This is a genomic window from Pseudomonas sp., from assembly GCF_017744435.1.
GTDB lineage: Bacteria > Pseudomonadota > Gammaproteobacteria > Pseudomonadales > Pseudomonadaceae > Aquipseudomonas.
In genome coordinates this window covers 18862-36335 of sequence record NZ_JAGIBG010000030.1, presented here as the reverse complement: position 1 = coordinate 36335, position 17474 = coordinate 18862, and the positions used below count along the sequence as shown (strand labels likewise).

The 17474-nt window shown below is 63.7% G+C and carries 18 protein-coding genes; 8 read left to right on the top strand and 10 right to left on the bottom strand.

Going from position 1 to position 17474, the window contains the following annotated elements; all coding sequences use genetic code 11:
* The first annotated feature begins 66 nt into the window (after positions 1-66).
* On the top strand, positions 67-381 hold the full coding sequence (locus tag J7573_RS19065) for a hypothetical protein (protein ID WP_085677143.1): 315 nt from the start codon (positions 67-69) through the stop codon (positions 379-381).
* A 131-nt stretch (positions 382-512) separates the two neighbouring features.
* Positions 513-1274, top strand: coding sequence for a YdcF family protein (locus tag J7573_RS19060; RefSeq protein WP_294338741.1), 762 nt, complete (start codon positions 513-515; stop codon positions 1272-1274).
* A gap of 126 nt (positions 1275-1400) precedes the next feature.
* Here the strand turns inward: J7573_RS19060 and lnt are convergent, their stop codons facing one another.
* From lnt to J7573_RS19040, 4 genes are read right to left on the bottom strand one after another with little or no spacing between them, the layout of a single operon-like run.
* A complete protein-coding gene (lnt, locus tag J7573_RS19055; protein ID WP_159408755.1) occupies positions 1401-2918 on the bottom strand; it encodes an apolipoprotein N-acyltransferase in 1518 nt (505 codons plus the stop codon).
* A gap of 8 nt (positions 2919-2926) precedes the next feature.
* Positions 2927-3766, bottom strand: a complete 840-nt coding sequence (locus J7573_RS19050; protein WP_294338737.1) for an HlyC/CorC family transporter — start codon at positions 3764-3766, stop codon at positions 2927-2929.
* Positions 3767-3791: 25 nt separating this feature from the next.
* A complete protein-coding gene (ybeY, locus tag J7573_RS19045; RefSeq protein ID WP_294338736.1) occupies positions 3792-4265 on the bottom strand; it encodes an rRNA maturation RNase YbeY in 474 nt (157 codons plus the stop codon).
* Complete coding sequence (locus tag J7573_RS19040; RefSeq protein ID WP_294338734.1) at positions 4258-5256, bottom strand: PhoH family protein; 999 nt, start codon at positions 5254-5256, stop codon at positions 4258-4260. Before J7573_RS19040 ends, ybeY begins: the two co-directional genes overlap by 8 nt.
* 174 nt (positions 5257-5430) lie before the next feature.
* On the opposite strand from J7573_RS19040, the gene J7573_RS19035 reads away from it, so the two are divergent.
* Entirely contained in the window at positions 5431-5757 is a 327-nt protein-coding gene (locus J7573_RS19035; protein ID WP_085677149.1) for a DUF1820 family protein, read from the top strand.
* Between the two features lie 3 nt (positions 5758-5760).
* Here J7573_RS19035 and J7573_RS19030 read toward each other — a convergent pair whose 3' ends face one another.
* From J7573_RS19030 to J7573_RS19015, 4 genes are all read right to left on the bottom strand, one after another.
* The gene (locus J7573_RS19030; protein ID WP_152956212.1) at positions 5761-6306 is read right to left on the bottom strand and encodes a tetratricopeptide repeat protein; all 546 of its coding nucleotides are present in this window, start codon (positions 6304-6306) and stop codon (positions 5761-5763) included.
* Positions 6307-6561: 255 nt separating this feature from the next.
* Positions 6562-7845, bottom strand: coding sequence for a glutamate-1-semialdehyde 2,1-aminomutase (gene hemL / locus J7573_RS19025; RefSeq protein WP_294338730.1), 1284 nt, complete (start codon positions 7843-7845; stop codon positions 6562-6564).
* Positions 7846-7862: 17 nt separating this feature from the next.
* Positions 7863-8486: a thiamine phosphate synthase gene (thiE, locus tag J7573_RS19020; protein WP_294338728.1), complete on the bottom strand. Its 624-nt coding sequence runs from the start codon at positions 8484-8486 to the stop codon at positions 7863-7865.
* Between the two features lie 13 nt (positions 8487-8499).
* A complete protein-coding gene (locus tag J7573_RS19015) occupies positions 8500-9297 on the bottom strand; it encodes a hydroxymethylpyrimidine/phosphomethylpyrimidine kinase (protein WP_294338727.1) in 798 nt (265 codons plus the stop codon).
* A gap of 265 nt (positions 9298-9562) precedes the next feature.
* Here J7573_RS19015 and J7573_RS19010 point away from each other — a divergent pair, with 265 nt between their 5' ends.
* From J7573_RS19010 to J7573_RS18995, 4 genes are all read left to right on the top strand, one after another.
* Complete coding sequence (locus J7573_RS19010; protein ID WP_294338726.1) at positions 9563-11554, top strand: hybrid sensor histidine kinase/response regulator; 1992 nt, start codon at positions 9563-9565, stop codon at positions 11552-11554.
* Positions 11555-11671: 117 nt separating this feature from the next.
* Positions 11672-13324, top strand: a complete 1653-nt coding sequence (locus J7573_RS19005) for an acyl-CoA dehydrogenase family protein (RefSeq protein WP_294338725.1) — start codon at positions 11672-11674, stop codon at positions 13322-13324.
* Between the two features lie 84 nt (positions 13325-13408).
* Complete coding sequence (gene amn, locus J7573_RS19000) at positions 13409-14872, top strand: AMP nucleosidase (protein WP_294338723.1); 1464 nt, start codon at positions 13409-13411, stop codon at positions 14870-14872.
* A 6-nt stretch (positions 14873-14878) separates the two neighbouring features.
* A complete protein-coding gene (locus J7573_RS18995) occupies positions 14879-15514 on the top strand; it encodes a pseudouridine synthase (protein ID WP_294338722.1) in 636 nt (211 codons plus the stop codon).
* 4 nt (positions 15515-15518) lie between these two features.
* Here the strand turns inward: J7573_RS18995 and J7573_RS18990 are convergent, their stop codons facing one another.
* Together J7573_RS18990 and J7573_RS18985 are read right to left on the bottom strand one after the other, a co-directional pair.
* A complete protein-coding gene (locus tag J7573_RS18990) occupies positions 15519-15722 on the bottom strand; it encodes a DUF2788 domain-containing protein (protein WP_027917747.1) in 204 nt (67 codons plus the stop codon).
* Between the two features lie 52 nt (positions 15723-15774).
* Entirely contained in the window at positions 15775-16251 is a 477-nt protein-coding gene (locus J7573_RS18985; protein ID WP_003249795.1) for an Lrp/AsnC family transcriptional regulator, read from the bottom strand.
* Positions 16252-16642: 391 nt separating this feature from the next.
* Between J7573_RS18985 and J7573_RS18980 the strand changes: the two genes are divergently transcribed.
* On the top strand, positions 16643-17473 hold the full coding sequence (locus J7573_RS18980) for a DUF6515 family protein (RefSeq protein ID WP_294338692.1): 831 nt from the start codon (positions 16643-16645) through the stop codon (positions 17471-17473).
* Position 17474 lies beyond the last annotated feature (1 nt).

The following is a 17474-nucleotide window of genomic DNA, read 5'->3' as shown; positions in this document are numbered from 1 at the left end:
CTTTTTGCAGCAACGCTAAGCTCAGGTGTGGGGGGAGATAATCTTTATCTTCAATGAGGTGAACGGATGGGAGAGACGCAGCTACCCGCAATCAAACCGGAGCTTTACGAACGCCTGATCGACCGTCTTGGCCTGGCACTGGAAGTCGCCAGGACCTCGGTGAGATTACGCGACGAGATGCCAGCCGAGCTGGAGTTGCGTGGCTTGAGCCATGCAGAGTTCGAAGTGATCAAGGCCTACCTGGAATCCCTCCCGGAACGCCGCAATGCCTGCGCCGGTACATTCCCGCAAGCGGAACCGGCAACGGCAAAGATTATCTGGCTCAAGGACAAGAAACGCCCCGCCAACTCGGCGAGATCCAGGACGCTGCCACATCGCTAGCCGTTCAGGACGCCAGGCGCAGGCAATCGCGCGCCGGTTCTACAACACACTTCCCATGATCGACGCCGGCCCGGACTTGTTGACCGGCGTCGATCCTCTATAGGCTGCACACCTTCCATGGAGGTGTGTCGATGCCGATCCGGTTTTTCATCAAGCAATGGCTGATGCCGCCTGGCGTCCTGTTCCTGCTGCTGCTCGCAGCGTGGTGGTTGCGCAGGCGGCGGCCGCGGCTGGCGGCGCTGTGTTTTGCCGTGGGGCTGGGAGGCCTGTGGCTGATGAGCTTACCGCTGGTGGTGCAGGAGTCGGCCCGCCTGCTTGAGACCGAACCGCCTTTGTCGACAGGTGATTGGGCCGGCCTGGCGAGCAGGGCGGACGCCATCGTCGTGCTTGGCGCAGGGCGTGAGCGGGGTGACCCGGCCTGGGGCGGTGATGACCAGCCTACGGCAACGGCCCTTGAACGCATGCGGTTTGCTGCCCGGTTGGCGAAAGCCTCGGGGTTACCGGTGTTGACCAGCGGTGGCTTGCATTACGGTACGCCGCCTAGCGAAGCACAGCTGATGGCGGATCGCCTGCGCGAGGATTTCGCCGTCGAGGTGAAATGGAAGGAAGAGGCCAGTCGTACCACCTGGGAGAATGCCCAGTTGAGCGCCAAGGTGTTGCAGCCGCTGGGTATACGACGAGTGGTGGTGGTGACCCAGGCTTGGCACATGCAGCGCTCACGCTGGAGTTTCGAGCGGGCTGGGTTCGAGGTGGTGCCCGCGCCAGTGGGGTTCCTGGGGCGCGATCATGCACGGCCGTTCGGTGGCTTGCTGCCGGAGAGTCGGGCCATGTGGCAGAGCGGGCAGTTGCTCAATGAAGCGGTGGGGTTGGTGGGGTATCGGTTGTTCTACTGAACCTTGTAGCGCTTGTGCTGGCCTCTTCGCGGGTAAACCCGCTCCCACAGGAACTGTACAAGGCTCAAGGCCTGTGGAGTCCCTGTGGGAGCGGGCTTGCCCGCGAAGAGGCCGGCCCAGGCTGAATCAGACTGTCTTGGCGATACGCCCGGCCAGCAACGCCCAACCCAGCAACAGCACACACAGAATCGCCAGCGGCCACGACCGCCACTGCAGATAAGGCGTCAACTGCTGCATCGGCACCACTTCGCCATACAGCACCGCCCGCTGGAACTGCGGCACTTCTGCGGTGATCCTGCCAAACGGATCGATCAGTGCGGTCACGCCGTTGTTGGTAGCGCGGATCATCCAGCGGCCAGCCTCCAGTGCACGCATCTGTGCCATCTGCAAGTGCTGCAGCGGGCCGATCGAGGTGCCGAACCAGGTGTCGTTGCTGATGGTCAGCAGCAGGTCGCTGCGTGCGGCCAGGCCAGCCGCGAACTCGGGGTAGACCACCTCGTAGCAGATGAACGGCGCAATCTGGTAGCCCTTGGCCTGTAGCAGTGTCTGGTCCGCGGGGCCGCGGGCAAAGTCCGACATCGGCAGGTTGAAAAACTCGATCGCACCGCGAAGCAGGTCCTGCAAGGGGACATATTCGCCAAACGGCACCAGTTTCTGCTTGAGGTAGGTACCGTCGCCTTCGCCAGTGACCGTTACGCCGTTGTAGAAGCGGCGCTGGTGATGCACCACTTCGCGCACCGGCACGCCGGTGATCAGCGCGGAATGCCGATCGGCGGCAAAGCGGCCCATCACATCGATATAGCCTTGAGCCTGGTCCTTGAGCACCGGCACCGCAGTTTCCGGCCACACCAGCAGGTCAACCGGCTTGGAGCTGAAGCTCATGTCGCGGTACAGCGCCAACTGCGCGTCGATGTGCGCCGGATCCCATTTCAGGTCTTGCTCGACGTTGCCTTGCAGGGCTGCGACCTTCAGTGGGTCGCCGGCTGGCTTGGTCCAGGCGTGATCCTTGAGGGCCATGCCGATCACCCACGGCGCCAGCAGCAGTACTGCACCGATGGCCAGGAACGACGGGCGTTCGCGCAAGCGGTGCAGGTTGCACAGCAGCGCCGCACTCAGCGCCAGGACGAAGGAAATCAGCCACACGCCACCCAGCGGCGCAAGGCCCGCCAGCGGGCCATCGAGCTGGCTGTAACCGGCATACAGCCAAGGGAATCCGGTCAGGAACCAGCCTCGGAAGGCCTCCTGCAGCAGCCACAGGGCGGCGAAGCACAAGGCGTCGGCCAGGGGCGCCTCATTGCGCCTGAACCAGCGCGCCCACAGCCAGGTGGGGAGGGCGAAGAACCAGGCGAGGGCGGCGAAGAACGCCAGCAGCAGCACGATCGCCAGCAACGGCGAGGCACCGCCGTAGGTGTTCATGCTGACGTAGATCCACCAGGTGCCTGCGCCGTAGAGGCCAAAGCCGAACCACCAGCCGCGCCACATGGCCTGGCGCGGGCTGAGCTCGCGCAGGCCAAGGTAGAGCAGGGCGATGGACAGCAGGGCCAGCGGCCAGATGTCGAACGGCGCCAGGGCCAGGAGGGTCGATGCGCCGGCCGCCAGGGCCAGCAGGTTACCGGGCCAGCCGGGGCGGGTGATCCAACGCATGTTTGTCCTTAGCGGGTGATCGGGGTCAGGCGCAGCAAGTGTATCCGCCGGCTATCGGCATTGAGGATACGGAACTTGTAGGCGCCAATCTCGGTGGTCTCGTTGCGCTTGGGCAGGTGGCCGAAGGCGCTCATCACCAGGCCGCCGACGGTATCGAACTCGTCATCCGAGAACTCGCTGTCGAAGAACTCGTTGAAGTTGTCGATCGGGGTCAGCGCCTTGACCAGGAAGTCGCCGCTGGGCAGCGGCTTGATGTAGCTGTCTTCCTCGACGTCGTGCTCGTCCTCGATGTCACCGACGATCTGCTCCAGCACGTCTTCGATGGTCACCAGGCCCGCCACGCCGCCGTACTCGTCGATGACGATGGCCATGTGGTTGTGGTTGGCGCGGAACTCGCGCAGCAGCACGTTCAGGCGCTTGGATTCCGGCACGAAGGTAGCCGGGCGCAGCAGGTCCTTGATGTTGAAGCTCTCGCCGTTCTCCTTGAGGATCAGCGGCAGCAGGTCCTTGGCCAGCAGGATCCCGAGCACATCGTCATGGCTTTCGCCGATCACCGGGTAGCGCGAGTGGGCGGCGTCGATGACGGCCGGGAGGAACTCGCGCGGCGATTGGGTCGCCTTGATGCTGATCATCTGCGAACGCGGGACCATGATGTCGCGAACCTGCAGGTCGGCGACCTGAATGGCACCTTCGACGATGGTCAGCGCTTCGCTGTCGAGCAGCTTGTTCTGATGGGCTTCGCGCAGCAGCTCGAGGAGCTCCTGGCGGTTTTTCGGCTCATGGGCAAAAGCCTGGGTCAGTTTACCCAGCCAGGACTTCTGCCCGTTGCTCGATCGATCTTCGCTCATGGCGGTTCTCGTGATCCTTCGTGTATCAGTGTGTGAGAGGTTCGTTTTCATCGTCGGCGTACGGGTCGGGGTGACCCAGTTCTGCCAGCAATTCCCGTTCCAGCGCTTCCATTTCCTCGGCCTCATCGTCTTCGATGTGGTCGTAGCCAAGCAGGTGCAGGCAACCGTGGATGACCAGGTGAGCCCAGTGCGCTTCCAGTGACTTGCCCTGTTCGGCCGCCTCGCGCTCGACCACCGGCACGCAGATCACCAGGTCGCCCAGCAGCGGGATATCGAGCAGGTCATCGGGCACATCGGCCGGGAACGACAGCACATTGGTCGCGTAGTCCTTGTGCCGGTAGGTGTGGTTGAGTTCGCGGCCTTCGGCTTCATCGACCAGACGAATGGTCATTTCCGAATCGGCCGTGCGCTGGCGCAGGGCCAGTTCGCACCAGCGTCGGAAGGCGGTGTCATCCGGGGCGGCAGCATCCGTGGCCCGTTGCAGGTCAAGTTCAAGCATCTTTGCCGGGCGCCTCGGGCTTGGCCTGGCGGGCATCGAAGCGGTCATAGGCCTCGACGATACGCTGCACCAGTGGGTGACGAACCACATCTTTGGGTTGGAAATGGGTGAAACTGATCCCCGGTACGTCCCTGAGCACCTCGATGACATGGGCCAGGCCCGACTTGGTGCCACGAGGCAGGTCGACCTGGGTGATGTCGCCGGTGATCACCGCGGTCGAGCCGAAGCCGATACGGGTGAGGAACATCTTCATCTGTTCGAGCGTGGTGTTCTGGCTCTCGTCGAGGATGATGAAACTGTTGTTCAGGGTGCGGCCGCGCATGTAGGCCAGCGGAGCGATCTCGATCACCTGGCGCTCGATCAGCTTGGCCACATGCTCGAAGCCGAGCATTTCGTACAGCGCGTCGTACAGCGGGCGCAGGTATGGGTCGATCTTCTGGGCCAGGTCGCCAGGCAGGAAGCCGAGCTTTTCGCCCGCCTCGACTGCCGGGCGTACCAACAGGATGCGGCGCACTTGCTCGCGCTCCAGGGCGTCGACGGCGCAGGCCACGGCAAGGTAGGTCTTGCCGGTACCGGCCGGGCCGATGCCGAAGTTGATATCGTTGCCGAGGATTTCCTTGACGTAGCGCTGCTGGTTGACACCGCGCGGGCGGATATTGCCCTTGCGCGTGCGCAGCGAGACGCTGACCTCGTTGACCGCCGGGTTGTCGATGTTCTCCACCGTCGATTCCTGCAGGTACAGGTGCACGGTTTCCGGCGATAGGTCATTCGCCTTGGTCTCGCGATAGAGACGGCGCAGCAGTTGCTCGGCAGCGGAAGTGGTCTTGGGTTCGCCGATCAGCTCGAATTGGTTGCCGCGGTTGCGGATTTCGATAGCCAGGCGTTGTTCGATCAGGCGCAGGTGCTCGTCGAACTGGCCGCACAAGTTGGCGAAACGGTGGGCCTCGAAGGGTTCGAGGATGAAGCGATGGGGTTGTATGGGTGCGTTCAAGGTCGTTTTTAGCCGCTCGACGGCAATGAATGTGAACTCAAGAATAACCCTTGAACGGCGGTGGCGAAAGCACTGAAACGATCAAGGGTGGGTACAGACTGTGTACCTGCGCGGGCCTGGGCCCGCTCTGCTATGATGCGCGCCTTTTCTTACGCATGTGTTATCCCGCCGAACATGAGCAAGCGCGAACCCGCCATCTATAAAGTGATCTTCCTCAACCAGGGGCAGGTCTTCGAGATGTATGCCAAGCAGATCTACCAGAGCGACCTGTGGGGCTTTCTGGAAATCGAGGAGTTCGTTTTCGGCGAGCGTACCCAGGTGGTGGTCGACCCGAGTGAAGAGAAGCTGAAGAATCAGTTCGAAGGGGTGATTCGCAGTTTCGTGCCGATGCACTCGATCGTGCGCATCGACGAGGTGGAGCGCCTGGGCACGGCCAAGATCAGCGAGGCCCGGGCCAGCGGCAACGTGATGCCGTTCCCCATGCCGATGCCGGAGAAGTAAGGATCAGGGGAGTGGCGAGAACGGCGTGCGCCCTTCGGCGTTCTGCAGTTCCAGCAGGTACTTGCGGAAGATCTGGCCGAGCACCTGGGTGGCGTGCTCCAGCTCGTCGCGCGGCATTTGCTCGGTCACTTCGTCGGCCATGTCCAGCGCATCCTCGGCGCCGTTGACCGCGGCCATCTTCAGCAGGATATAGGCCTGCACGTTGTTGGCCTTGACCCCTTCGCCATGGAAGAACATGGCGCCAAGGCGGTACTGGGCTTCGGCGTGGCCTTGCAGCGAGGCCTTCTCGAACCAGTCCAGCGCCTTTTTCAGGTTTTTCGGCGTTAGCGTGTAGTAGTACTCGCCCAGCTCGAACTGTGCCTGGGCGTCCCCGGTCGCCGCTGTTTCCTCGCAGGCTTTCAGCGCGTTCTGCAGGTCTTCTGGCTGAACATTGAGCGTGCAGCGCCCCGTTGCCGGAATCAGCAACGAGTTACCGCCCTCCGCCAGGGCCAGCAGGGGCTGAAGAAGCAACAGGCAGCCCAAGGTCAGGGCGCGGCCGGTGCGGTTCATGGGGATCGACTTACCTCTGCAAAGCTGCGGCCAATGTCTCTGGTGGCACATTATGGGATAAGCAGCGCCAACCTTACAAAGTTTTACGCGAATTTCTGTCTTGCTGGTGAATTGGATGATTGTGTAGGAGCGGCCTTGTGTCGCGAAAGGGCCGCAAAGCGGCCCCGACATTGTCTGCGTCAACGCTGAAACTCTGGGGCTGCTCTGCAGCCCTTTCGCGACACAAGGCCGCTCCTACAGCGGCCGCGTGGTGGCTTATTTCAGCGCGGCAAAGGCTTTTTCGGCCGCATCCAGGGTGATCTGCAGCTCTTTTTCACCATGGGCGATCGACGTGAAGCCCGCCTCGAACGCACTTGGCGCCAGGTACACGCCACCGTCGAGCATCAGGTGGAAGAAGCGCTTGAAGCGTTCGGCATCGCTGGCCATCACGTCGTCGAAGGTGACGATGTCGTCGGCGCCGCTGAAGTACAGGCCGAACATGGCGCCCGCCTGGGTGGTGACGAACGGCACGCCCGCGGCATCGGCACGCTGCTGCAGGCCATCGAGCATGCGGCTGGTGAAGGCGGTCAGTTCGTCATGGAAGCCTGGGCGGCTGATCAGCTTCAGGGTGGTCAGGCCGGCGGCCATGGCCAGCGGGTTGCCCGACAGGGTGCCGGCCTGGTAGACCGGGCCCAGCGGGGCGATGCAGCCCATGATTTCGCGTTTGCCACCGAAGCAGCCGACCGGCATGCCGCCGCCGACGATCTTGCCGAAGGTCGACAGGTCCGGCTTGATCCCGTAGTAACCCTGGGCGCCGCCGAGCGAGACGCGGAAACCGGTCATCACTTCGTCGAAGATCAGTACCACACCGTGCTTGTCGCACTGCTCGCGCAGGCCTTCGAGGAAACCTGGCGCCGGCGGTACGCAGTTCATGTTGCCGGCCACCGGCTCGACGATGATGCAGGCCACGGTCTGGCCGACGTCGGCGAGGGTCTTCTCGACCGCAGCGATGTCGTTGAACGGCAGGGTCAGGGTGTGCTTGGCGAAGTCCGCCGGTACGCCTGCCGAGCTCGGCACGCCTTGGGTCAGCAGGCCGGAGCCGGCCTTGACCAGCAGGCTGTCGGAGTGGCCGTGGTAGCAGCCTTCGAACTTGATGATGGCGTCACGGCCGGTATAGCCGCGTGCCAGGCGGATGGCGCTCATGGTCGCTTCGGTGCCGGAGCTGACCATGCGCACCATTTCCATCGACGGCACCAGCGAGCAGACCAGGTCGGCCATCTCGGTTTCCATCGCGGTCGGTGCGCCGTAGGACAGGCCGTGTTCCAGCTGGCGGCGGACCGCATCGAGCACGTCCGGGTGGCCGTGGCCGAGGATCATCGGGCCCCACGAGCCGACGTAGTCGACATAGCGCTTGTCATCTTCGTCGACGACGTAGGCGCCTTCGGCATGCTTGAAGAACAGCGGGGTGCCGCCGACGCTCTTGAAAGCGCGGACCGGCGAGTTGACGCCGCCAGGGATGTGCTTCTGGGCTTGGGCGAACAGGGCTTCGGAACGGGACATGGGATCTTCTCTCGAAATCAGGAAGCGAACAGGGCGTTGAAGGCGCGGGCGCGGCGGGTGACTTCCTGCGCGCTGTCGGCACCGAACAGGCCGTGGATCACCGCCAGCAGATCGGCGCCATGGGCGATCAGCGGGGCGGCGTTATCGAGGGTGATGCCGCCGATCACGGCGATCGGCAGCTTCACCTGGGCACGGGCCTGCTCCAGCAGATCGACGTTGGCAGCCGGCGCACCGGGCTTGGTGACGGAATTGAAAAAGCGGCCGAAGGCCACGTAGCTGGCGCCTTCGCTGGCAGCCTGGACGGCCAGCTCGAGGCTGGCGTGGCAGGTGGAACCGATGATTGCCTGGCGACCGAGCAGGGCGCGAGCCGGTGTCAGCGGGCCGTCGGTCTGGCCCAGGTGCACGCCGACGCCCAGGCGCGCGGCCAGTTCGGCGTCGTCGTTGATGATCAACTGCGTGCCGTAGCGCTCGCAAAGCTTCATCAGCGCCTCGGCCTCGCGCAGGCGGCGGGCGGCATCGTCGCTCTTGTCGCGGTACTGCAGCAGGCACACACCGCCTTCCAGCGCGGCTTCGACGTGGGACAGGAAACGGCCGGCGAGCAGCTGGCTGTCGGTGATTGCGTACAGACCGCGTAGCTTCATTGAAAGCCTCGTATCAGGAGCAGAAATCCAGGGGCAGGCGGCGTGGGACGAACTGGCCCTTGCCCAACTGCTCGGCGTCGCGCAGGGTGCGCCAGGTGTAGTCCAGGGCGCTTTTCACCGCGCTTTGCAGTTGCTCGCCAAGGGCCAGGCGACCAGCCAGGGCGCTGGCCAGGGTGCAGCCCGAGCCGTGGTAGCTGCCCGGTAGACGCTGGCAGGTCCAGGTGTGGCTCTGGCCATCGCGGCTATACAGGCGGTTGTGGATTTCGTCCTCGTCGCCGTGACCACCGGTAATCAGCAGGTGTCTACAGTACGGCAACAGTTTCTCGGCACACTCGTCAGCGGTGCCTTCAGGCAGTTCGGCCAGGATACGCGCTTCTGGCAGGTTCGGCGTGGCGATGGTCGCCAGCGGCAGCAGGCGTTCGCGCAGGGCATAGCCGACTTCGTCCTTGCCCAGGCGGCCACCGCCACCGGCACGCAGGACCGGGTCGCAGACCAGCGGCAGGTGCGGGTGGGCACTGAGCAGTTCGGCGACGGTGTCGACCATGCCGATCGAGCCGAGCATGCCCAGCTTGACGGCAGCGACCGTGGAGTCGGCCAGCACGGCATTGGCCTGGGCCAGGACCCACTCGCGGTCGAGCACGCGGAAGTCGGAAACGTTGACGGTATCCTGCACGGTCAGGGCGGTCACGGTAGGTGCGGCGTGACAGCCTTGGGCGATCAGGGCTTCGATATCTGCCTGCAAGCCGGCGCCGCCACTTGGGTCGTGGCCGGAGAGACAGAGGACAACGGGGCGGGAGCTGTAGGTATTCATGGTCGGCGAGCTTACCACCAAACCCTTTTGTGCGGATCGTCCTACAAATGAGATTTGTTGATCGAGCGGTCAGATTATCCTGCGTGTTTGCTCTGAAAGTATTGTTCTAGAGCCTTTTCTTTGAAAATTGGAGTAGCCCGTCGACAGCGTTGAAAGCTATGCTAGAGTGCTCGGATAACTCGACAAACGGGCTCTGCCGGATTTCGTCGTCTCAAAAGGATCGGAGGCCATCGCGACGCGACCGGACAGGCCATGCTGGGGCTGTATGCGCTATTTGCTGATTGTGCTTCTGGGCTTGTTGCCCGTGCTGGCCGGAGCCGTCGAATTCGACGAGGCGACCCGGCATCTTCCATTGGGCAAAATCATGCAGGTCTATGAGGACCGTGATGGCAGCGCGAGCATTGCCCAGGTCAGCGCGCCGATCTTTGCCAGCCGTTTCCGCACGCATCACCAGGACGTGCTGAACGCCGGTTACTCGACTTCGGTGTTCTGGCTAAAGGTCGATCTGCACTATGTGGCCTCTGCCGATGCGCAGCCGCGCCAGTGGTTGCTTGAGCTGGCATACCCTCCCATGGACCATGTCGAGCTGTACCTGCCGGGCAGCGATGGCGAGTTCCGCCTGGCCCAGCGTACCGGCGACGCCTTGCCCTACGACAGCCGGCAGATCCGCCAGAACAATTACCTGTTCGAACTGCCGCTGCAGCCCGGGCAGTCGACCACCGCCTACTTGCGCCTGCACAGTCAGGGTTCGGTACAGGCACCGCTGGCGTTGTGGTCAGCCGAAGCCTACATGGAAGACCAGCCGACCCGCCTTTATGTGCTGGGCATGATCTATGGCGTGCTGCTGGTGATGGCGGTGTACAACCTGTTCATCTACCTCAGCGTGCGAGACGTCAGTTACCTCTACTACATCCTCTACATTGCCTCGTTCGGCCTGTATCAGGTGTCGGTCAACGGCGCAGGGGTCGCCTACTTCTGGCCGGACAGCCCGTGGTGGGCCAACGCCGCAACGCCGCTGTTCATCGGCGCAGCGGGCCTGTTCGGTTGCCAGTTCGCGCGTCACTTCCTGCAATTGGGCAAAATCAGTCGCAGCTTCGACCGGCTGCTGCAGCTGTTGATGCTCGGTGGCGTGCTGGTGATGGTGTTGTCGGTGAGCATGCGCTACGGCATCGCCTTGCGCATGGCCACGGTGCTGGCCCTGCTGTTTACCGTGAGTATCTTTGCCGCCGGGTTGTATGCCTGGGTACGCGGCCTGCGTGTGGCGCGCTGGTTCATCATTGCCTGGACGGCGTTCCTGCTTGGCGGGCTGGTCAATACCCTGATGGTGCTGGGTTACCTGCCCAACCTGTTCATCACCATGTATTCCAGCCAGCTGGGGTCGGCGCTGGAAGTGGCGTTGCTGTCGCTGGCGCTGGCCGACCGCATCAACAGCATGCGCGAACAGCAGGCGCAGACCCTGCGTGATACCGGCGAGGCGTTGGAGCAGATGAACCAGCAGCTGGCCAGGAGCAATCACCTCAAGGACGAATTCCTCGCCACCGTTACCCACGAACTGCGCACACCGATGAATGGCGTGATCGGCTCGCTGGAATTGATGCACACACTGCCCATGACTGCCGAGATGGCCCAGTACCACCGCACGGCGGTCGGCTCGGCCCAGAGCATGATGGACATGGTTGACGACATTCTCACCTTGACCGAGCTGCAGGCCGGCCGCATGCGCCCGCAGGCACTGCCGTTCAGCCTGCGGCGCACGCTGCAGGACCTGCGTGCCGGCTATGCCGGAACGGCCCTGGGCAAGGGCTTGTACCTGAGCCTGGATATCCCCGCCGAGCTGCCGGACGAGTTGCTGGGCGATGCGCAGAAAGTCGCCCGCTGCTTGGGTTGCCTGGTGGACAACGGCCTGAAGTTCACGCATCACGGTGGTGTGATGGTGCAGGTTCGCGGCCGTCGCCTTGGCCCCGACAGCCTGGCGTTGACGTTCACCATCAGTGACAGCGGCATCGGTTTCGATGACCTGGACCAGGCGATTCTCTATCAGCGCTTCTTCCAGGTCGATGGCTCGATGACCCGGCGCTATGGCGGGCTCGGTATTGGCTTGTCGATCTGTCGGCAGTTGGCCGAACTGCTCGACGCCAAGCTGTCCCATGAGTCGACGCGCGGGTTGGGGAGCCGCTTTGAGCTGACCTTGAATGTGGCGATTGCCCAGGTGCAGACGCCGCCGGGGAGGGCCATGTCGGGCGCTGCTCGGTTCTGATTGAGGGCGCTTTGCCAGGGCTGCGTGCCACATGTTTAGTCATTATTGTCACTTTGACTGACCCGCAGGGAGTGCTTCACTGGGCTTTTCAGGCATGCCCGGATCCAGGAGCTCCCGATGAACCTGCACCAGTACGCTGAAACCCACGAAGTCACCAATCAGCCACCGTCACTCGACGGTGCCAACCTGTACCGCCTCGACCTGCCGCTGCAGGAGTGGTCACGGCGTTTCGGGGCCGGTTGGGCCGAAGCGCGGATCGACGCCTATGGTGCCTTGGCCGGCGGGCCGCTGATGGCCGCAGGCTTCCTGGCCAATGCGCACAAGCCGGAATTCAGCAGCCATGACCGATACGGCCATCGCATCGACCTGGTCGAGTTCCACCCCGCCTACCACGAACTGATGCGCACCGCCGTCGAACATGGCCTGCCATCGTTGCCCTGGGCCGAACCTCGGCCCGGTGCCCATGTGGCGCGGGCGTCAATGACCTACCTGCACAGCCAGGCCGAAGCCGGTACCGGCTGCCCGCTGACCATGACCTTCGCCGCCGTGCCGGCATTGCGGCTGCAGCCCGAGCTGGCCGAATACTGGCTACCGAAGATCCTCGCCCGCGAATACGACCCGCGCAATGTCGGTGACCGCCACAAGGCCGGCGTGACCCTTGGCATGGCCATGACCGAGAAGCAGGGTGGCACCGACGTGCGCGCCAATACCACCCGCGCTTACCCGGTCGGCAGCCCCGGCCCGGGGCAGGCCTACGAACTGGTCGGGCACAAGTGGTTCTGCTCGGCACCGATGTGCGACGCCTTCCTGACCCTGGCACAGACTGACAAGGGCCTGAGCTGTTTCCTGCTGCCGCGCCATCGGCCTGATGACAACCGCAACCAGTTCTACATCCAGCGCCTGAAGAACAAGCTGGGCAACAGCTCCAATGCCTCCAGCGAAGTCGAGTTTCGCGGTGCCCTGGCGTGGATGGTGGGCGAGGAGGGGCGTGGCGTGCCGACCATCATCGAGATGGTCGCCATGACCCGCTTCGATTGCATGGTCGGCTCCAGTGCATTGATGCGCCAGGCGCTGACCCAGGCGGCACACCACTGTGCCCATCGCAAGGTCGGCGGCCGGGTGTTGAGCGAACAACCCCTGATGCAGAACGTGCTGGCCGACCTGGCCCTGGAAAGCGAGGCTGCTCTGGCCCTGAGCCTGCGCATGGGCCAAGCCCTGGAGCAGCTCGACGACCCGCAGCAGGCGCACTTCGCGCGGCTGGTCACGGCGGTGGGCAAGTACTGGATCTGCAAGCGGGCGCCGGCCATGATCAACGAGGCCGCCGAGTGCCTGGGCGGTGCCGGTTATGTTGAAGACAGCATCCTGCCGCGACTGTATCGCGAAGCGCCGGTCAACTCGACCTGGGAAGGTTCCGGCAACGTGCAGTGCCTGGATGTGTTGCGGGCGTTGTCCAAGGAGCCCGGGGTGCTCGATGCCCTGTTCGCCGAGCTGGGCGATGGGCATGGCGACCCGCGTCTGGCCGCGCATATCGGCAACCTCAAGGGGGCCTTCGCCGATACCAGCGATATCCAGTACCGGGCACGTCAGTTGACCGAGGACATTGCCTTGGCACTGCAGGCCAAACTGCTGCTGGAGGCGGGCAATGCCGTGGTCAGCGATGCCTTTATCGGCAGCCGTCTGACCGGTGGCGGGCGGGTGTATGGCGCATTGCCGCGCGGCATCGATGTCGGGGCATTGGTGGCGCGGGCGACACCGTCCTGGCCAAGTTGAATATGACGGCTGACCACCGGGGATGTATTTAGCACCAAAGGCAGGCAAGATGGCTGACATGCATGTCCAGACAGGAAGCCCAGTGTGAGCCAAGCTTTTGTAGTCGTTGATACCCCCGAACAGGCCGTCGACCGTCTGGCGGCCTTGCATGAACAGGCCACCGGGGCCCTGAGCCAGGCCCTCAAGCGTTACCTGAAGGACCGTACCGAGCCGGGTGCCGACGAGCGCGCCTTGTACCGCTACCCGGCACTGCGCCTGACCTACTACAGCCACGGCGAAGTGGCCGCCACCACGCGCGCCTATGCCAAGGTCCAGGTGGCGGGCACCTACAGCGTCACCGTTACCCAGCCTGCGGCATTCCGGGGTTACCTGCTGGAGCAGCTGCGCCCGTTGATGCATGACTACACGGTGACCGTGGAAGTCGGCGTCAGTGAACAGAACATCCCGTACCCCTATGTGGTCGACCAGGGCGATGAGCTGGCCGGCAGCGGCATCACTGCCGCCGAACTGGCGCGGGTGTTCCCCAGCACCGACCTGTCGGCAGCCACCGACAACATCGCCGATGGCCTGTACGACTGGGGCAATGCCGAAACCCTGCCGCTGGCGCTGTTCGATGCCGCCCGCGTGGACTTCTCGCTGCGCCGCCTGGTGCACTACACCGGCAGCGACTGGCGCCACGTACAGCCGTGGATCCTGTTGACCAACTACCACCGTTACGTCGACCAGTTCATCAGCCACGGCCTTGAGCAGCTACGCGAAGACCCGCGCTTCGTGCGCATGGTGCTGCCGGGTAACGTGGTAATCGAAAAGGGCATGGACCACGGTGAAACCCAGGCCCTGGTGGCCAGCGTGGTCTGGCACCGCTATCAGATGCCGGCCTACCACCTGATCGCTGGCGACGGTGATGGCGTGACCCTGGTCAACATCGGCGTCGGCCCGTCCAACGCCAAGAACATCACCGACCACCTGGCGGTGCTGCGCCCGCACTGCTGGCTGATGATCGGTCACTGCGGTGGCCTGCGGCAGTCGCAGACCATCGGCGACTATGTCTTGGCCCACGCCTATATGCGCCGCGATGGCATTCTCGACCGTGTGGTGCCACCGAACATTCCGATTCCGGCCCTGGCCGAAGTGCAGCTGGCGCTGCAGGAGGCCGCGGCACAGGTAACCGGCGAGCGTGGCGAAGAACTGAAGAAGCGCCTGCGCACCGGCACCGTGTTGACCTACGACGACCGCAACTGGGAGCTGCGCTGGGCCCAGGAGCGCCCGTTGATCAACCTGTCGCGTGCCGTGGCAGTGGACATGGAAAGCGGCACCATTGCGGCCCAGGGTTATCGCCTCCGGGTGCCTTACGGCACCTTGCTGTGCGTCTCCGACAAGCCGCTGCACAGCGAAATCAAGCTGCCGGGTTCGGCCAACGCCTTCTACAACCGTGCGGTCAGCCAGCACCTGAAGATCGGCATCGCCGCCCTCGACCTGCTGCGCACCGAGCTCAATTCGTTGCACTCGCGTAAACTGCGCAGCTTCGATGAGCCGCCGTTCCGCTGAGGATCCATGCCACTGCCACCCCGTTCCAAGCCGCGCCGCCCTCAGGCGCGGCCTGTCGGCCCCCGTCGCCAGGCCAAGGCGCCACCGGCCGAGCCACGCCTGATCCTGTTCAACAAGCCATTCGACGTGCTGACCCAGTTCAGCGACGGAGAAGGGCGCGCGACGCTCAAGGATTTCATCGACATCCCAGGCATCTACCCGGCCGGGCGTCTCGACCGTGACAGTGAAGGCTTGTTGCTGCTGACCAACGACGGCGGGCTGCAGGCGCGGATTGCCGATCCGAAGCACAAGTTGCCCAAGACTTACTGGGTGCAAGTGGAAGGTGAACCGAGCGACGAACAGATCCAGCGGTTGCGCGATGGCGTGGAACTCAATGACGGGCCGACGTTGCCTGCTGAAGCTCGGCGTCTCGACGAGCCCGAGCTATGGCCGCGCAATCCGCCGGTACGGTTTCGCAAGAGTGTGCCGACCAGCTGGCTGGAGCTGGTGATTCGCGAGGGGCGTAATCGCCAGGTGCGGCGGATGACTGCCGCAGTGGGCTTGCCGACCTTGCGCCTGGTGCGGGTGCGGATCGGCGACTGGGCGCTGGATGGGCTGGAGCAGGGGTGCTGGCGTGAGGTGGCCCCGAAGCTCACGCGTTAATGGCCTAGACCCCTTCGAGAAACGCCACCACCACGCTCTTGATGATGAAGGCCAGCACTCCTAGGCCGAGCACGAAGAACAGGATCATCGTGCCAAAGCGCCCGGCCTTGGACTTTTTCGCCAGGTCCCAGACGATGAAACCCATGAAGCCGATCAGTACGGTGACCAGCACGATCATCATCCACTCTTCGAATACGGCGGGATCCATCTGTGTTCTCCAGGCAGGCTGAGCTTGCGATTATACGCGGGCGAGCGGGCGTTTAGCGCAGGTGGGTCAATGGCAGCTCGGTGCTTGCCAGTACCTGGTTGAGCACGAAGCTCGAACGCACGCTGGTCACGCCTTCGATACGGGTCAGGCTGCCCAGCAGCAGTTTCTGATAGTGGTCCATGTCTGGCACCACCACCTTGAGCTGGTAGTCGGCGTCCATACCGGTGACCAGGCTGCACTCGAGCACCTGCGGCAGGTTGCGGATGGCGGCTTCGAACGTTTCGAAACGCTCCGGGGTGTGCCGGTCCATGCCGATCAGCACGTAGGCGGTCAGGCTAAGGCCGAGCTTCTTGCGGTCGAGCAGGGCGACCTGGCGCGAGATGTAGCCGTCGTCTTCCAGTTGCTTGACCCGACGCGAGCATGGCGATGGCGACAGGCCGATGCGTTCGGCCAGCTCCTGGTTGGAGATGCGCGCGTCGCGCTGCAATTCGGCGAGGATGCTCAGGTCGTAGCGGTCAAGTTTGCTCATGGAAAAAGCCTTTTCTGTTCGGATTGCGGTGAATTATCGATCCAGGGTTAAAAATTGCGCAAGTGCTATTTATCTGAGCAATCTTCGCAATCCTCTGCCGCAGCCGCTCCCGTATCTTTACCTACAGAATCACTGCCCGGACATCAGTCCACGGCGACGCGCCCTAGGCGGGCGGTCGCGGCCAGCCATCCAACAGGATCTGCAGGCCCCCGGGCTACACAGCTTCCAGAAGACGCTGTGAGGTGAGCCGGCGCCACAAGTGCCGAGCACGGACGACAATTCTCAAAGGGAGGCCACTGGCCTCCCTTTTTTCATGTCCGCGATTTCATCTGGCCGTGGTAGCAGCGCGGTAGACTGGCAGCATGCCGTTTTCTTTACCGTGAGGAACAACATGAAGTCGCGCATCTGGCAGTTGGCAGGTGTTGGTTTGCTGGGTTTGAGCATCAGCCTCGGGGCCATGGCCGAAGGGCCGGATGAGGGGCATGGCGAAGGGCATGGCAACGAGGGTGGCCCTGGTCGCCCGCTCAACTCGCGTGGCGAAGTGCAGCAGACCCAGCCCCCGCGGCAGGGCTATTACCAGGATATCCCCCGGCATAACGGCGACAACCGCCACTGGCAAGCCGGCGGCCCAGGGCAACGGCCCGGCGGCGACTGGCAAGGCCGTCCGGATGGCCACGGCAATGGCTGGGGCCCCGGACCGCAGTATCGCCCCGGGCACACCATCGATCACTTCCCGGACCGCTACTGGAAGGTGCCGTACCGCGGCAATGACTACTTCTACTCCGGTGGCTACTGGTACCGCCCCCATGGCGGCAGCTACGTGGTGGTGACCCCGCCCTACGGCGTGCGGGTCAACTACCTGCCGTCCTATGCGCGGGAAGTCTGGCTGGGCGGCGCACTGTTTTTCCTGGTGGCCGACACCTACTACCAGTACCTGGCCGACAGCCAGGAGTATGTCGTGGTCAACCCGCCCGCCATGGCCCCGGCACTATTGCCGGCAGCCGCCCCGGCCAGCAACAGTTACGACGTGATTGCCTACCCGATGTATGGCCAAGGGCAGGAGCAGCAGGATCAGGACCGCTACCAGTGCCACCGCTGGGCGGTGAGCCAGTCAGGCTTTGACCCGGCAACGGCACCTTATGCGCCACCTGTCGAAGTGGCGAGCAACTACCGTCGGGCGCTGAGTGCCTGCTTCAGTGGCCGAGGCTACAGCGTCAACTGAT

Coding starts and splice junctions, on each gene's coding strand:
- hemL (WP_294338730.1), bottom strand. CDS start 7,845: ATGTCCCGTTCCGAAGCCCTGTTCGCCCAAGCCCAGAAGCACATCCCT.
- thiE (WP_294338728.1), bottom strand. CDS start 8,486: ATGAAGCTACGCGGTCTGTACGCAATCACCGACAGCCAGCTGCTCGCC.
- J7573_RS19035 (WP_085677149.1), top strand. CDS start 5,431: ATGAGCAAGCGCGAACCCGCCATCTATAAAGTGATCTTCCTCAACCAG.
- J7573_RS19050 (WP_294338737.1), bottom strand. CDS start 3,766: ATGAGCGAAGATCGATCGAGCAACGGGCAGAAGTCCTGGCTGGGTAAA.
- ybeY (WP_294338736.1), bottom strand. CDS start 4,265: ATGCTTGAACTTGACCTGCAACGGGCCACGGATGCTGCCGCCCCGGAT.
- J7573_RS19065 (WP_085677143.1), top strand. CDS start 67: ATGGGAGAGACGCAGCTACCCGCAATCAAACCGGAGCTTTACGAACGC.
- J7573_RS18980 (WP_294338692.1), top strand. CDS start 16,643: ATGAAGTCGCGCATCTGGCAGTTGGCAGGTGTTGGTTTGCTGGGTTTG.
- J7573_RS19010 (WP_294338726.1), top strand. CDS start 9,563: ATGCGCTATTTGCTGATTGTGCTTCTGGGCTTGTTGCCCGTGCTGGCC.
- J7573_RS19015 (WP_294338727.1), bottom strand. CDS start 9,297: ATGAATACCTACAGCTCCCGCCCCGTTGTCCTCTGTCTCTCCGGCCAC.
- J7573_RS19030 (WP_152956212.1), bottom strand. CDS start 6,306: ATGAACCGCACCGGCCGCGCCCTGACCTTGGGCTGCCTGTTGCTTCTT.
- J7573_RS19060 (WP_294338741.1), top strand. CDS start 513: ATGCCGATCCGGTTTTTCATCAAGCAATGGCTGATGCCGCCTGGCGTC.
- J7573_RS18985 (WP_003249795.1), bottom strand. CDS start 16,251: ATGAGCAAACTTGACCGCTACGACCTGAGCATCCTCGCCGAATTGCAG.
- J7573_RS18995 (WP_294338722.1), top strand. CDS start 14,879: ATGCCACTGCCACCCCGTTCCAAGCCGCGCCGCCCTCAGGCGCGGCCT.
- J7573_RS19005 (WP_294338725.1), top strand. CDS start 11,672: ATGAACCTGCACCAGTACGCTGAAACCCACGAAGTCACCAATCAGCCA.
- J7573_RS18990 (WP_027917747.1), bottom strand. CDS start 15,722: ATGGATCCCGCCGTATTCGAAGAGTGGATGATGATCGTGCTGGTCACC.
- lnt (WP_159408755.1), bottom strand. CDS start 2,918: ATGCGTTGGATCACCCGCCCCGGCTGGCCCGGTAACCTGCTGGCCCTG.